Genomic DNA, 16076 nt, shown 5'->3' with positions numbered 1-16076 from the left:
AAACGATCTGAGGCACCCGGGTGCTGTTTTTGCGTTTTGCGCTGTCGACGGGGGTGAATCAGCGTTTACAAAGCCGACAGGTTGAGGCTGGTAACTGCTGTGGGCCGTGTGCCACTATTTTGAATCACTCAAAGCGCAACCTCTAAAGCTTTGTTCCTGACGAATACGAGAATATGGAAGCGAATGTCCGATATCAGTATTGACCCCGTCTTTGACCTTTGCCGAAGCTTTATCGAGCGCTGGCGCCAGAGAGATAAAAGCTGGGAAGAGCTTTATACGCTCGGCAAAAATGCTGAGCATCTGAACGATTGGTTCCTGGACCAGGAGGACCTGACAGGTTGGCCGTCCCTCGGAAAAACCGCTGAGTCCAGGGTTGAACGCTGGCATGAAATAATCAATGCGAAGCGAAAGGCAGAACAGCGCTCATTCCAAGCGGCGCGCCCGCTTGTAGTCATCGGGGCAGAAGAAGCAGAACCTGATATTCAGGTCCCTAGTGACTCTCACAGTTCCTGGCAGCTGTACCGATCCCATCTGGAAGCTCAGGAATGGAAAGAAGGTGCCATCCAGAATATCGAGAACGCTGCGTTGAGAGTTCTTCGATACTTAAGGATGGACACAACGGAAAGACAGCCCGTCAAGGGGCTGGTTGTGGGACATGTGCAGTCGGGTAAGACCGCAAACATGGCAGGTCTGATATCAATGGCAGCGGATCATCGGTGGAACCTGTTCGTGGTTCTTACCGGAACGCTTGAAAACCTGCGAGTGCAGACTGGCAAGCGTCTCGTCAGTGATCTTTTTCGCTCTGGCAATCTCAGCTGGAGATCGATCGAGCATCCGTCTCGGGATAGTCATCACGGCAACAGGGCTGAAAACATGCGATTTGAGCTGGACCGACCAGACCGACATCTCATCGTTTGCCTGAAGAACCCTGCTCGCCTCAAGCACCTCATCGACTGGATTCAAAGTCACAAGATTGCAATGAGCCAGATGCGACTGGTGGTCATCGACGACGAAGCTGATCAGGCGGGTATCAACACTGGTCAGATATCAAAGGAAGAAAGGTCGAAGATCAATCGCCTGATCATCAAGCTCATCAACCTACCGCTGCAAAGTGTTAACTACGTCGCCTATACCGCGACACCTGCTGCCAACTTTCTGAATGAAGGGCCGGGCAAAACGCTTTATCCCGAAGACTTCATTGTTGCGTTGGAACAGGCTGACGAGCATTTCGGGCCCGTACAGATCTTCGGTCACGACGAAGCGGGTCGAGAGCCGCTGGGTATCATCAGAGACGTCCCTGCAGATGACCGTGCCTTGCTTGGTGATCTGCATAATGGTGAATCATCGCAGTTGCCTGCAACCTTGAAACAAAGTCTGCTGTGGTTTCTATGCAGCATGGCCACGAATCGAGTAATGGGGCTCCGCAAACCGGCCACCATGCTGATCCATACCAGCTCCAAGCAGCTGCACCATGCGAACATGGAGGTTGCCGTAAAAGAATTCTTGGAGAATCTCGCCGAGATGAGCGTTCAGGATCTGGCGGGCCTCCGGGTTGAATGCAAGTCTGTTTGGGACACACTCACGTCCGATCTCGATCCGGACAGTTTTGCCCAGCGTTTTCCTGGTTACGGTCGTCTTGACAAGCTCGTTGGTTTGCCTGATTTCGATACCATATTTCCGGAAGTCAGTCCGTTATTGGCGAAGATTACCGCGATCCAACTTGATGAGCGGCAAGAGCACACATATCACCGCGGCATCCATATCTGCGTAGATAACTGCGCGAATAATGGCGTGAGTGACGAGTACGAAGTTCGTCGCCTTTTCTATCCTCAAGCCTCGGACAAGCTGGATTTCGCTTCCGCCTTTATTGTCATTGGAGGCGGGACCCTTTCCAGGGGGCTGACCCTCGAAAATCTCGTCAGTACGTTTTTCCTTCGTGCTTCGGCTCAAGCCGACTCTCTCATGCAAATGGGAAGGTGGTTCGGTTACCGCCGCGACTACGAGCTATTGCCTCGAATATGGATGCCGGACGAAACACGTCTGAAGTACGAGTTCATGACGATTGCGGAAGAAGATCTCCGAGATGATCTCGAACGATATATGCGTGGAGGCGCTCGGCCAACGGAGTGCGGCCCGCGGATACAAAGGCATCCTCGGATATCCTGGTTGAGGCCGACAGGTGCGAAGAAGATGCAGCAGACCGTCACTGCCAAGTTCGACTTCTCGGGAATAAACAGACAAACAACGCTTTTTCACGACGGGCCGAATGCGAAGTCGATCCTTGAAAGTAATTTGATCCTTGCAGATGAATTCCTGAAAGATCTGGCTCAAGACGGTGCTCGTGGTAATGGCAACAGCTTCGTATGGCGGGAAGTTTCTGTTCAAAAAATCATGAGCTTTCTTCGCGAGTTCCAGTTCCATCCTGGTAGCCAGTTCTTTTCGGACATGAAGCCCTTTCTTACTTGGTTGGAGGAGCATGCCCAGGATGCCGGCTATGAAATGTGGAACGTCGTAGTGGCTGGTAATGCGAGCATGAAGAGTGGGTCGTGGAAAGTACCCGGTGGGGAAGTTGGCGCGGTTACACGTACCAGAATGTTGCCTGAGCGTTCTGATGCCGGGGTATCGATAGGTGTTCTGCGAGATCCTTGGGATTTGCTTGCAGATGCAAACGAGCATGGCGTCGACAAGGACTCACCGCTCAACAATGACCTGGTGGAAAAAGGCCGAGCGCATGGTGGAGTCGCCGAGATTCCACAACTGCTGTTGTATCGAATAGAAAGAACGAGCGGGGCGGGCAAGGAATTTGCTCTGATCAAGGAGGGTGGAAGAGGTCGTGGTCCGTTACGCGCTCAAGCCGATATTATCGGGATGAGTTTGATGTTGCCCGGCGCCCGAAAGAAAAATGACGGTTATGTCTCCCACCTGACTGTGAAAATCCCGGAGTCTCTGACTATCACCACGGACGATCTGCCGGATACCGGAGCCGAGGCCTGACCTGATGAAGTACTACGATCTGCCACTGCGGCCAATGCAAGAGTCAGGTGCTTTTCTACTTCGAGCCATACAGAACGAAGAGATGCCTAGGCTTGATCTTCTGGTTAGAGAGTCCGTGCAGAACGGGCTCGATGCCGGCTCGAGTGGTAAGGCAGGATCAGCTGTGCAGATTGATTTCATTTTGCGAGAGCATTCAGCCCATGCAATCGCCTCAAATTTCGGGGAGGGGCTTAACCTTGCGAACCTGCATGATCGGTACCCCGGAGCATCGAAGCTGCTTGAGATTCGCGACTGCTTTACAGAGGGGCTGACTGGACCGCTGGATTTCGATTCGATCAAAAGTGGAAGCACACACGGAAATCTCCTGAAGTTGGTATTCGAGATCGGTCGAACCCGTGGCGATGACGGCGCTGGCGGCTCGTGGGGGCTGGGCAAGACGTGCTACTTCCGAATGGGAGCGGGCATTGTCGTCTACTACAGCCGTATAAGGACCGAAAGCGGGTACGAGGAGCGACTGGTATCCAGCATCGTCGAAGATGAGACGCGGCCTGATCGATTACAGTCCGATAGTAGAACCGGTATTGCGTGGTGGGGGGCGCAGGAAAAGCTGCGACCTCTTACTGATTCGGCAGAAATACATGAGGTTCTGGGACACCTTGATATTCAACCGTTCAGGGGCGATCAGACAGGCACATCCATAACAATTCCTTTCCTCAAAGATGACCTGATACCCGAGTTTGAGCAGGAGGATGGCGTCAGCCCCTGGTGGTATCACAGCTATGAGTCGTACATTCAGGTGGCGTTGCAGCGCTGGTTCTGCGTGCGTCTTGATAATCCGTATTTTGTGGGCGGGCCGTGGTTGGCCGCGACGGTAAACGGCAAGGCCATCAAGAGCGGTCAGATGCTCCCTGTGTTTCGCGTCACTCAATCGCTCTATAACCGGGCGATGTCCGATGAGACAAGAAGTACCGACTACCTCAACTTGAATGGTGTCCAAGACGTCCGTAGCAAGGTCATTTCACCACGCAACGAGACGCTTCGTACCGGTAGTGCGGGTGTGGTTGTGGCAGCCATGCTGACGTCAGACCAATTAGGGATGAAGGCGCCTCACAACAAACAGAGCCCAAGTCTTTGTGTATTCGGTTACGAGGAGAATACTGCACCTCATCGGCCAATTGTCACGTTCATGCGCAAGCCCGGTATGAGTATCTGCTGGGACGATAGCATCGAGAGTCGGGGATGGGCCGGCGGATTTGCAGGCTCTGCAGATGGAAGATACATGATCGCGTTGTTTGTACCCAAGGCCGAGACAGGGCAGCCGGATGCAGAAAACGACACCGGCAGTAGTTCTGGGCAATCACTTGAAGGTTACCTCAGGAGTTGTGAACGGGCAGATCACTCTGCATGGGTCGACATAAGTGGCAAGCGCATCATCCTCAATATCCGTAACACCTGTGGGCGGTTTTTGCGGGATTTTGGCCTTCCTGCCTCTGCCAACTCGACCGTCAAGCCATCGATGCGTATGGCCCGAAATCTGGCTGATCTGGTTCTACCCGGTCGTGGCTTCGGGCTCGATGGACGAGGTGGCAAGGCTGGTAATCCGTCGAAGCCTCACCACACTGGAACTGGAACTGGAGGCGGAGGCGGAGGTGCGGCGCGCGCGCGCTCCTCAAATCCATCACCCACGCTGGATTTGCATGACATCAATCACCTGGCCGATGGACTGTGTGTCGGATGGACGCTTCGATGGGGCGCAGAGGATCCCGAGTCGTCACGCGAGATTTATGTCGAAGTGGATTCGGAGGGGGGGCCTATATCAGCGGCTGTCTGGACCGACAGTGGTTTGGGGCCTTTCCCATACAGGCTGATCAACAGTACCGATCCCACACTTACCGGTCGTACCTGTTCATATACCGATACGTTGCTCATCAGATCAGCATTCCTTGAGGGATCCGATACTCTCACTGGTGAAGTGATGATTAAGGTCGTTTCCAGCTCCGGCCGTTCGCTACGTCCGATTTTGGGCGTGAGGTTGGTTGATAGCAGCGGAGGTGAGCAGTGAACAGACCACTTCAGATGTATCGGATGTTGCCAGCCAACCTACCTCATGATGTTCAACTAAAAGCAGACTATACGTTCTCCTCAGCGAACGGCGATGACCCCGGCGCTAGAAGCACAGCGCATTGTCAATTCTCGCTGGGTTCCAACAGCGACTGGAGCGCTGATACTCATGACCTGCTCATCCGCTGTAACCTTTCCAATACTGAAGTGCTCAAACGTCTATTCGAGGATCGGGGAGTGGTTGCGAATGACGGTGAGCTGTTGCTAACTCTGGAATGGACTTCTGCAGACTCTTGCTGGCGCAAGACTGGTCAGCCGCGCGTACTGACAACCAGAAATTTCAGTGATGATGAGGCTTTCCCTGAACTTGTGCTGCATTTACCCTCCGGCAGCTTGCGGGGTAGAGGAAATGTATCCATCCAATTATTCCTGGGGCAGCCCGGGACTGGTGATGTCTCACCTGGGCTTGCCAGCCTGCAGGGCTCTCGATTGGGACAGTTGCTGCAATCTGTCGAGATCGTTATCGACGGCAATGGATCACTATTCCCTGTACTGGAGGAGTCGCTGGGGAATGATGGTCCACTCTGGGAACTGAGAACTTCGTGGAGTGATCCACGGGATGAGGCTTTTCAGAGTGACTACGTAGCGCTGATCCTGAACCGAGAGCATGAACTCTTCAGCCAGTTGCGCGAGCGGGCTTCCGAGCCGGGGCGACAAAGCCCGTTGATGAGACAAATTGTTTCATCCTGGATCGCGCTCCTAGTGCATCAGGTCAAATCAGACCTGGGGCCTGACTTCAATTCCATTGTGAATCACTACGGACAGTCTGCGGACTTCGCCAGCATCGCTGATGCTGTTGCGGCCTTCATACGCTTGGGCCAATTGGACACCTCCTCGTTGAGCACATTGTTTGTATCTACACAGCGCTGGTTCGACCGCCGGCTTCGCGAAAAGGTAAGTATTGAATGATACTCCCCTCTCTTAACCTATCGCTCTCTCGTCGCCGTTACGATGATATGGAGTCCAGCGGCGACTTCACGCCTTCCGGACTTACCAAAGAGCATCAGGATCTTCGAGCGTCGATCCTTGCTGAAATCTCACTCTACTCCCAAAGGCCGGAGCAACAGTCCAGTGCCGGGACGTATGACATTGAGGTTGGACTGGCGCTGTATCGAATCCTTGCAGTTCACGGCATGAATCAACGTAGCGCCGCGGACGATGGCCTATGGCGTTTTCTTTCCGTTAAGCTGCTACCGGACCTGGTGGCGGCTCGATGGGGAAAAAGCGCGGCAGCCCGGTTCTGGAAAGGGCGAAGTCGTATCTGGCTTCGTGCAATGTGGTGGATGGTTCACCTGGCCTGGCAAGGCTCGGAGGAAGAAACACGGGCCATTCTTCGAACGGTTACAACCGACACCATTGCGCAGCTGGTAGAAAGGCCCGGCCGAGCGGGCTTCCGTGTCGAGCTGACGCGGTCACTGTTTACCGAGCGCAAGTTGCGAAAACCCTCGCAGGATCAGTTCCGGGCGATCATGAAACTGAATACGGCAAAAATTCTGGTTGTGGAGCCCTCTCTGTTCATGGGTGGAGTAGCTGGATATGCCAAAGCGTTGTTCACTGAAGCTGGGTGTCATGACGCCCGGCCTGAAATAGAGATGAGTTTGAAATGAATGTGCTTCTGGAAATTCGCCGTGGATTCTCCAACCTTGATAAAAGCGGGCGGATGCTGGCGATCGAAGGCCTCCCAACAACTTGCCCAGCATGGGTGTTCAGAGAAGGTGAAACATTCGGCGTAGCGGTTGAGCTGCAGACCGATTTGGCCCTATCTGAAGGATTTGCAGGCGCACGACTCAGGACGGTGAAACGTGTCATTGCTGGACAAACGCGGCATTTTTTGAGGCTTGAGTCTTCTACAGAATGGCTTCGTAATGAGTTCGGAGTGATTTGCGAGCATATGGTTGCGCCTGGCGCCGACGAGACGCCACGGGAGGCCCTTCTTGCAGACCCATTGGTATGGTGGGAACGTTGGCGGCACCTGCTAGGAAATGCCTTGGTCAACAGGACAAGTTACGACACGCTCGCGGAGGTGCTCGCGATCGAACGGCTGGTCAGCTTGGGTATAAAGTTCGATTGGCGCGGGCCTTCTGGTGGAACAGTGGACATTCAGACCCCTACAGAAAGCTTTGAGATCAAGTCCACCATCAGCCGCTATGATTCGAGGGTTCATATCGCCGGGCAATTCCAGCTCGCCCTTAATTCGGGGCAGCCGCTGAGCCTCGTGCACTACCGCTTCGAACCGTCATTGCAGGGCGAGTCGATTGATTCCGTGTGCAAGCGTCTGGTCACAGCCGGTGTGCAAAGCGCCTTGCTGGAGGATTCGTTGGCTCGTTGCGGACTGGAGGTTGGGTGTTCGGCTAGGAAAGAAACCTTCAATGTGTTGGAGGCCAATGTCTATTTAGTCGATGAATACTTTCCTAAGGTGACACCTGAGAGCTTTGTCGGTGGTGTTTTGCCAGCGGGTGTAGTGCATCTGGAGTATCAGGTGGATCTTTCAGCGTTGCAATCTGAGCCGTTTCATTAATGGCCGTCGATATGGCTGCTGAAGCCCTCAAAGCTGCAGGCCAAACAATGACTTTCGCTACCACTGCTAAATCGGCGAATGATTTTATAAGGTGAGTCAAAGTGCGGATCTGCTGCTGGCCGTGGATTGCCAGTGGTCGTCCGAGGTACCTTCGATTCAAGCGAGCTCTCCAAACTGTAAGGGTTGAGGCCGAATTAACCCACGAGCTGACGCAAGACTGACTGAGCCTACCTCCAATCTGCACAAATTCAGCAAAGGCAATTGCTCGCGAGGAACAGGCTGGGTCAGGTGACAACTCGGCAACCGGGTCAATTCGGTGTCGGCGCCAACACACTGTACGACCCTGTTCCGGTTAGTATCCGGCACTCCCAGAGGTAAGCGCGCACTATTGAGAATGTGCCGGATTTGCCTGGTAACGTGTATCCATACCGCCTCCATGTAGTCGCTTCCTGACTAGCGTATCGAAACGACCTTCCTATCCTGCGTATCGTTGGTCGCTGCTATTGATAGGTTTCCCGTAGCGGCTTCCTGAATATAGCCACTCCACCAAGCCATCATCGGTCGTCTGCGCTCAATGTCGTCCGCCCGGTTATAGGCGCTTCGCACTTCGTCTTTGTCTACGTGTGCAAGCGCTACCTCGATCAATTCAGGATCCCAACCGTATTCATTGAGGATGGTGCTCTCCATTGATCTTAGGCCGTGGCTTACTAGGCGCCCTTCAAACCCCATCCGCTTCAGTGCCATGTTGGCGGTCTGGCTGTTGCAGTGGGTACGAGGGTCTCGGTCTGCAGGGAACACATATTCACGATGTCCACTGTAGGGCTTGATGGCTTCCAAGAGTGCTAGGGCTTGCTCAGTGAGTGGAATGATATGTATCCGACGTTTCTTCATCCGCTCCGCCGGTATAGTCCAGATCTTCTTGTCGAAGTCGATATCAGCCCAGCGGGATGTGGCCGCCTCGGCTGGCCGGGTCATGGTGTGAAGCTGCCACTCAATTAGGCATCGCGTAGTTCTTTTTATGCTGGCATTAGCAATTGCGACTATTAGCTCTTTCAGCTCGTCGGGCGCTAGGGCGGCCATATTTTTCTTTTTGGCTTTTTGAAGACGGCGCGGATTCCACTGAGCGGATTCGCGTGAACCAATCCCGAGTTGACACCATAGGTCATGATTTCGTTGAGGAGTTGGGTCAGGCGCTTAACGGTTTCGAGACTGCCTTTCGTCTCGAGTGGGCGAAGCAAATTTATTACTTTTGGGGCAGTGATTGCAGAGATCGGGGTGGCGGCCAGATCAGGGAAAACGTGAAGGGTAAGAGAGCGCCAAATATCTTCGGCGTACGCTGGGGTGACTGAATTCTTTTTGAGCTCGAACCATGCTGTCGAGATATTTTCGAAAGTGTGTTCTGTGGCTGCTCTTTTCGCGTGCCGCTCCGCGTCGCGTTTCTCTTTGGGATCCAGCCTCTGCGCAATGAGCTCTCTCGCATCAACGGTTCTCTTGCGGGCTTGCGCCAGGCTGACTTCAGGAAAGGTACCCAATCTTATGTTTATCCGTTTTTTCGTCACGGGCTGGATGTAGTTAAAATTCCATAGCTTGGAGACATTGATTCTCGCTCGCATCTGAAGTCCGTTGCCGTCCGTGAGGATGTAGTCCTTTTCCTCTGGCTTCGCGGCTTTCACTTTTACGTCTGAAAGGAGCGTGGCTTGGGCCCCCATGGTGTATTCCAATGCTGTTTATGTATTCCAAAAAATAGAAGGTGAGGGCTTGGAATACCACTTGGAACACACGAAATCGTGGATGATGACGGACGTTAATGGACGCTCCTAGACCATAAGCCCTTGTTTTCGCTGGAATTCAGACACAAAAAAAGACGTCCGTGGACGTCTTTAGATGATGAAGTGGTGGAGCCGGGGGGATTTGAACCCCCGTCCGCCAGTACTCCGCTGTCGGTACTACATGCGTAGCCGTTTCTATTAAGTTAACCCTCAGCGACCCGAAGGGCAGGGTGCTTTGGGCGAGTTGTGTAAGTTTTAGCCGCTTCGTCCACAACGTACTGCACGGCGATTCTGTTCTATATGACAATCACTTTGGGTTTACAGACATCCCCTGGTGATTGCTGGACCCGAAGGTACCAGAAGCTCAGGTCTAAGGCTGCTTACGCAGCGATAGCGAATTCCTGGCCGTAGTTTTCGTCATTGGCAACTATAAGAAGTTGCAACAGTGGATTTACGAGTTCTGTTACCAACTCGGCATGCACCTAAAGTTTCGCAACCGGCGTCGAATCCTAAACGGCCCCGTGCTTGTAACTCGTTGTTTCATAGTGAGTGACAAGCCTGTGCAGTGTACGCCAAACCGTCACGGAAGGCCAACCCGAAGGTTGGCCTCGAGCGGGTGAGGCGCCTATTGGCCGCCTTTCTCGCTGTTCTGCAGATCCTGCAGGGCCTTGGAGGTGATCTCGATGCACTTTTTGTCATCACCTGCGGCATGGGCAGCCTTGGCCGACGCGACGGCTGTGTCGATCTCGCCACTTTTGCCAGTGCTGTCGGTGGCGAGTGTCGCTTTACCGTCATTGATTTTGTTGAGATTGATATCGCACAGGTCTTTGTCACCGGCAGCGAAAACGGGGGAGGCCAGCATCGCAGCGGTGATGAACAAGCCAGCAAGAGCGGAACGCTTCATAGGGTATCTCCTTGCGCAAAAGGGCTCGACGCTGCTGGCGCTCACGGGCTGCCAGCGACATCACTGATGAGCCTCGTTCGCCGAGGCCTATGCAGATGACTGCGCTGGGGCGCAGGGGTTCGGTTTTTTTGCAGGGTCAGTGGGCGCGGGCCTGGGTGACGCGGTCTACGAGGTAGACCAGCCCGTGGTAATCAATGCCGCCATGCTGGCTGAGGCCGATTTCGCAGGTGCGGCTGGTGGAGATGCCTTCGCTGCAATATTGCACGGCGTCCTTGAGGGAGCGCAGTGAGTGGGCGTTGAGTTGCGGTGTGGTAAAGCCTTTGTCGCCGGCAAAGCCGCAGCAATGGATACCTTCCGGGATGACCACGGTTTTTGCGCAGCGCCTGGCCAGGTCGATCAAGGCTTGGCTTTCGCCCAGGTGCTGGGTGCTGCAGGTCACGTGGACGGCGATGGGGGCTTCCTGCGGTGTGAAGTCGAGGCGATCCATCAGGTGGGTGCGGATAAAACGCACGGGGTCGTAAAGGTCCAGGCGTGTGTTGCCCAAGTCTTGCACCAGGCGCAGGGTGCAGGGGCTGGTGTCGCAATAGATCGGGTCCAGGCCGCCACGGCTGGCATGGAGCAGGGCACCGATCAACTCCTGGCGCTTGTGTTCGGCTTGTTCGGCGTAGCCTTTGGAAGCAAAGGGCTGGCCGCAGCAGAGGCTGTCCTGGTTGTCGGGAGAGACGACTTGATAACCGGCCTTTTCCAGCAGGCCACGGGTTTTGTCGTACAGCGACATTTGCTCTTTATCCCCGGCTGCCGGGCCCATGGCGCGTGAGACGCAGGCGGCCAGGTAGACCACGCGTGGCCGCTCGTCGGTCACGGGGGGACTGAAACGGATGGCTTTTTCCGGCTGCGGCATGGCGTTGGACCATTGCGGGATCTGCCCCTTGGACAGGTTGGTGACCGTGGCTGACAGCTTCGCCAGGCGGGGCGCGCCCAACAGCATCCGTGCGCCATTGGCCACGTGCAGGGTAAAGCGTGCGCCTTGCAGTGCGGTGGAGAAATGGGTGGCCAACCATTCGGCGGTTTTCGTACGGTTGGCGTCGCGGCTACGCAGCTTTTTCACCAGGTCGCCGGTGTTGATTCCTACGGGGCAGCGTTGGGCGCACAGGCCGGTGGCGGCGCAGGTCTCGATGCCTTGGTAGTGATAGGCCGCTTCCAGTTCGGTGGTGTCGATGCCGGCGCGTTGCTTCGCCTGGATGTCGCGCCAGATCACAATGCGCTGGCGCGGGCTCAGTGTCAGCCCTTTGGACGGGCACACCGGCTCGCAAAAGCCGCATTCGATGCACTTATCCACCAGCTCGTCGGCGGCGGGCAGCGGCTTGAGGTGTTTAAGGTGGATTTGCGGGTCTTCGCTGAGGACCACGTCTGGGTTGAGGATGCCGTTGGGGTCCAGCAGGCGCTTGAGTTGCCACATCAGCTGATAGGCATCGCTGCCCCATTCCAGCTCGACAAACGGCGCCATGTTGCGGCCGGTGCCGTGTTCGGCCTTCAGCGAGCCGCCAAATTCCACCGCCACTAGCTGTGCCACGTCGTCCATGAACGCCTGGTAGCGTATGACTTCTTGCGCGCTGTTGAAGCCTTGGGTGAACACAAAGTGCAGATTGCCTTCCAGGGCGTGTCCGAAAAGGATGGCCTCGTCGTAGTGATGTTTGTCGAAGAGTTCGATCAAGCGGTTGACGCCGATGGCCAACTGTTCGACCGGAAAGGTCACGTCTTCGATAATCACCGTGGTCCCGGTTTTACGCACGGCGCCGACAGCCGGGAAGGTGTCTTTGCGGATGGCCCACAGGCGCGCGTTTTCCAGCGGGTCTTCGGTGAAGTCGACCTGTTTTTCCACGGGAAACGCCGCCAGGGACGCCATGATCAGTGCCAGTTGTTCTTGCAGCAGCGAAGACGACGCCGCGCGGGATTCGATCAGCAGTGCGCAGGCATTTTCCGACAAGTGCTGTACGAATGCGGGCATGCCGGGTTTGTCCTGCACCGAACGCATGCTGCGTCGATCCAGCAGCTCGACGGCGGAGACGGGCTGGGTTTTCAGCACTGTCACTGCGTTGCAGCACGTCTCCACGTCGGGGAACACGATCAGGGCCGAGGCCTTGTTCGGGTGGTCGATCACCGTGTCGTAGGTCACGGCGCTGATAAACCCCAAGGTGCCCTCGGAGCCCACCAGCAGGTGGCTGAGGATGTCCAGTGGGTCATCGAAATCCACCAGGGCGTTGAGGGACAGGCCGGTGGTATTTTTCAGACGGTATTTGTGGCGGATTTTGGCCGCCAATTCAGCATTTGCCCGCGTCTCGCGACCGAGTGTCGCCAGGCGTTCAAGCAGCGGACCCTGTTGTTCACGAAAGGCCGCAACGCTGGCCGTATCTTCGGTATCCAGGCAGCTGCCGTCAGCCAATACCAGGCGGATACCCGCGAGGGTGTGGTAGGTGTTTTGCGCCGTGCCGCAGCACATGCCGCTGGCGTTGTTGGCGACGATGCCGCCAATTTTGCAGGCGTTGATCGACGCCGGGTCTGGCCCGATCTTGCGCCCGAATGGCGCCAGCCACGCGTTGGCCTGGGCGCCGATCACGCCGGGTTGCAGGCGGATCTGCGTACCTTGCCCGCGAATCTCGCGGCCATTCCAGTTATCGCCCAGTACGATCAGCACGGAGTCGCTGATGGCTTGCCCAGACAGGCTGGTGCCGGCTGCGCGGAAGGTCACGGGAACGCGATCGCGCTGGGCCAGTTGCAGCAGGGCGACGACTTCATCTTCCGATTCCACGCGGATTACCAGCTGTGGGATCAATCGGTAAAAGCTGGCGTCGGTGCCGAATGCGAGGGTGGAAAGCGGGTCGTCGAAGCGCCGATCGTTCGGGATCAGGTGTGCGACGTCGTGCAGGAAAGCAGCAGGCAGGCTCATCGGTCCTCCAGAAATAGCTGACGCCGGAATCGTGGTCCGGCGTCGATTCTTACTCTATTGCGTGCAGGCCTTAGTGCACCAGCATACCGGTGAACCAGTAGGCTTGGGCCAGGGTGATCAGGCCGACGATGGTGGCAAAGAACAGGCTGTGCTTGAGCGTGAAGCGGAACAGGTCCGATTCCTTGCCGACCAGGCCAGTGGCTGCGCAGGCCACGGCGATCGATTGCGGCGAGATCATCTTGCCGGTCACGCCGCCGCTGGTGTTTGCCGCGACCAACAGAGTGTCATTGACGCCGATCTGGTGCGCAGTGGTGGCTTGCAACGAGCTGAACAGGGCGTTGGACGAGGTGTCCGAGCCTGTCAGGAAAACCCCCAGCCAGCCGAGGAAAGGCGAGAAGAACGGGAAGGCTGCGCCCGTGCCGGCCAATACCAGTGCCATGGTGGAGGACATGCCGGAGTAGTTGGTGACGAAGGCGAAGGCCAGCACCATGCCGATGGACAGGATCGGCCAACGCAGCTCGTAGAAGGTTTCTTTTAAAGTGGTCAGACCAGTTTTGATGTCGATTTTCAGCACCAGCATCGAGATCAGCGCCGAGAAGAAAATCGCCGTACCGGTCGCGGAGATCGGGTCCAGTTTGAACACGGCCGGAATCGCCGTCGGATTGGTCACGATCGGGGCCACCTTGACCACCAGTTGGTCCAGGTGCGGGATCGCGAAGTTGAACACCCAGCTGTACATCGAACCGCCCGCGGCGAACATGGCCTTGAACGGCTTGAGGGTCCAGATGGTGACCAGCACGGTCAGGATCAGGAAGGGCGACCAGGCTTTGAAAATTTCCCCCAGGCTGTAAGGCGACGCCACGGTGCTGCGGGGCAGACCGAAGCCGCCGGCACTGGCGGTCACGGCGGCGCTGGTGGTTGCGCCGGCAATCTGTGCGCCTGCGGTGCGCTTGGGTTGCCAGACTTTCAGGAACAGGGTCAGGGAGATCAGGCTGGCCAGGGCCGAGGTGATGTCCGGCAGTTCCGGGCCGATGAAGTTGGATGTGAAGTACTGCGTGATGGCGAAGCTCAGGCCCGCGACCAGTGCGGCCGGCCAGGTTTCACGAACGCCGCGCAGGCCGTCCATCATGAACACCAGCCAGAACGGTACGAACAGCGACAGCAGCGGCAGTTGGCGGCCGGTCATGGCGCCAATCTTGAACGCATCGATGCCGGTCACTTGGCCAGCAACGATGATCGGGATGCCCAGTGCGCCGAACGCTACCGGTGCGGTGTTGGCGATCAGGCACAGGCCGGCGGCGTACAGCGGGTTGAAACCCAGGCCCACCAACAGCGCGGCGGTGATCGCCACAGGGGCGCCAAAGCCGGCAGCACCTTCGAGGAAGGCGCCGAAGCAGAAGCCAATCAACAACACTTGCAGGCGTTGATCGTCAGTGATCGACAGGACCGAGCTGCGGATGACTTCGAACTGGCCGCTCTTGACTGTCAATTTGTAGAGGAATACGGCGGCGACGATGATCCACGCGATGGGCCACAGGCCGTAGGCAAAACCGTAGCCGGCGGCGGCAAGCGCCATGTCCACTGGCATCTGGAAGGCAAAGATCGCCACCAGGATCGAAAGGGCCAAGGTGATGCTACCGGCCACGTGACCTTTGAGGCGGAACACGGCCAGGGCCAGAAAGAAGAACACGATGGGAATAACGGCGGCCAGTGCGGACAGGCCAAGGCTGCCGAGAGGGCTGTAGAGCTGTTGCCAGGTTTGCATATGGGGTGGCCCCTAATTGTTGTTGGTCATGCATTTTTTGTTAGCTTGGTTAATTGGTAATACCAATTTACAATCGCTGTTGGCTAGGTTAAGAGTCTTCGGGGTGGTGTGTCAATTTGCCGCCCGCGAAACTTTGGTCGTAGGTCGGTGGGTGAGAGGATCTGAGCGGATAAAACCGGGGTGTTCTGATAGGTGCTGCAAGCGCTGCGATAGGCGAGAATAGAGGGCCCGGCGAGTGGTCGGGATGGCGGAGAATGAGTTATGGCTTTTGATCAGGTGCGTCAGCGCCGTTTGTCCGACGATATTGTCGAGCAGCTTGAGGGCATGATCCTTGAGGGCACGCTGAAGTCGGGCGAGCGCTTGCCGGCCGAGCGCGCACTGGCGGAGCAGTTTGGTGTGTCGCGCCCGTCGTTGCGTGAGGCGATCCAGAAATTGGCGGCCAAGGGCTTGCTGGTCAGTCGCCAGGGCGGGGGTAACTATGTCGTTGACTCGTTAGGGTCTACGTTCAGCGATCCGTTGCTGCACCTGTTGGAAAACAATCCTGAGGCGCAGCGCGATCTGCTGGAGTTCCGTCAGACCCTTGAAGCGTCATGCGCCTATTACGCAGCGTTGCGTGCCACTGAGGTTGATCGTGAGCGGCTGACCGCGGCGTTTGAGGCGCTGCAGGATTGCTATACGCGTGTCGACGAAGTCAGTCGGGCGGAGGAAGGCGCGGCCGATGCGAGCTTTCACCTGGCGATTGCCGAGGCCAGTCATAACGCCGTATTGCTGCATACCATTCGTGGGCTGTTCGATTTGCTCAAGCGCAATGTGGTGACCAACATTGGTGGCATGTATCAGCAGCGCACGGAAACCCGCGACATGCTGATCAGTCAGCACCGGGATTTGTACCTGGCGATTCTCGAAGGGCGGGCGGAGGAGGCGCGCGAGGTCTCCACACGTCATTTGCAGTATGTGCAGGAAGTGTTGGAGGAAGTGCGTCAGGAGGTTCAGCGCGTGGCACGGGCGGAGCGGCGTAAAGGCATGTAGCCGAGGGTGACTCACCCAAGGCTACAGCG

At 56.4% G+C, this 16076-nt stretch carries 9 protein-coding genes, 1 other RNA gene and 1 pseudogene; 6 read left to right on the top strand and 5 right to left on the bottom strand.

Going from position 1 to position 16076, the window contains the following annotated elements:
- Positions 1-183: 183 nt before the first annotated feature.
- Genes DBR46_RS21295 through DBR46_RS21275 form a run of 5 tightly spaced genes read left to right on the top strand, consistent with a single transcriptional unit; the run spans position 184 to position 7633 of the window.
- A complete protein-coding gene (locus DBR46_RS21295) occupies positions 184-2994 on the top strand; it encodes a Z1 domain-containing protein (protein ID WP_124527778.1) in 2811 nt (936 codons plus the stop codon).
- A gap of 4 nt (positions 2995-2998) precedes the next feature.
- A complete protein-coding gene (locus DBR46_RS21290; protein ID WP_124527777.1) occupies positions 2999-5056 on the top strand; it encodes a hypothetical protein in 2058 nt (685 codons plus the stop codon).
- Positions 5053-6024, top strand: coding sequence for a hypothetical protein (locus DBR46_RS21285; RefSeq protein ID WP_148090399.1), 972 nt, complete (start codon positions 5053-5055; stop codon positions 6022-6024). Before DBR46_RS21290 ends, DBR46_RS21285 begins: the two co-directional genes overlap by 4 nt.
- Positions 6021-6722: a hypothetical protein gene (locus DBR46_RS21280; protein WP_124527775.1), complete on the top strand. Its 702-nt coding sequence runs from the start codon at positions 6021-6023 to the stop codon at positions 6720-6722. Before DBR46_RS21285 ends, DBR46_RS21280 begins: the two co-directional genes overlap by 4 nt.
- Entirely contained in the window at positions 6719-7633 is a 915-nt protein-coding gene (locus DBR46_RS21275; protein ID WP_124527774.1) for a PD-(D/E)XK motif protein, read from the top strand. Before DBR46_RS21280 ends, DBR46_RS21275 begins: the two co-directional genes overlap by 4 nt.
- Positions 7634-8086: 453 nt before the next feature.
- Here DBR46_RS21275 and DBR46_RS21270 read toward each other — a convergent pair.
- From DBR46_RS21270 to DBR46_RS21250, 5 genes and pseudogenes are all read right to left on the bottom strand, one after another.
- Positions 8087-9342, bottom strand: a pseudogene (locus DBR46_RS21270) (integrase domain-containing protein).
- A gap of 184 nt (positions 9343-9526) precedes the next feature.
- Positions 9527-9923, bottom strand: a transfer-messenger RNA (tmRNA) gene (gene ssrA, locus DBR46_RS21265).
- A 104-nt stretch (positions 9924-10027) separates the two neighbouring features.
- Positions 10028-10306, bottom strand: a complete 279-nt coding sequence (locus tag DBR46_RS21260) for a hypothetical protein (RefSeq protein WP_124527773.1) — start codon at positions 10304-10306, stop codon at positions 10028-10030.
- A 136-nt stretch (positions 10307-10442) separates the two neighbouring features.
- A complete protein-coding gene (locus DBR46_RS21255) occupies positions 10443-13253 on the bottom strand; it encodes an FAD-binding and (Fe-S)-binding domain-containing protein (protein ID WP_124527772.1) in 2811 nt (936 codons plus the stop codon).
- Between the two features lie 70 nt (positions 13254-13323).
- On the bottom strand, positions 13324-15018 hold the full coding sequence (locus tag DBR46_RS21250) for a lactate permease LctP family transporter (protein ID WP_017735531.1): 1695 nt from the start codon (positions 15016-15018) through the stop codon (positions 13324-13326).
- A 261-nt stretch (positions 15019-15279) separates the two neighbouring features.
- Here DBR46_RS21250 and DBR46_RS21245 point away from each other — a divergent pair, with 261 nt between their 5' ends.
- Positions 15280-16047: a GntR family transcriptional regulator gene (locus DBR46_RS21245; RefSeq protein ID WP_124527771.1), complete on the top strand. Its 768-nt coding sequence runs from the start codon at positions 15280-15282 to the stop codon at positions 16045-16047.
- The last annotated feature ends 29 nt before the right edge of the window (positions 16048-16076 follow it).

Source organism: Pseudomonas sp. KBW05 (assembly GCF_003852405.1).
GTDB lineage: Bacteria > Pseudomonadota > Gammaproteobacteria > Pseudomonadales > Pseudomonadaceae > Aquipseudomonas.
This window is presented reverse-complemented; position numbering and strand designations above follow the sequence as displayed.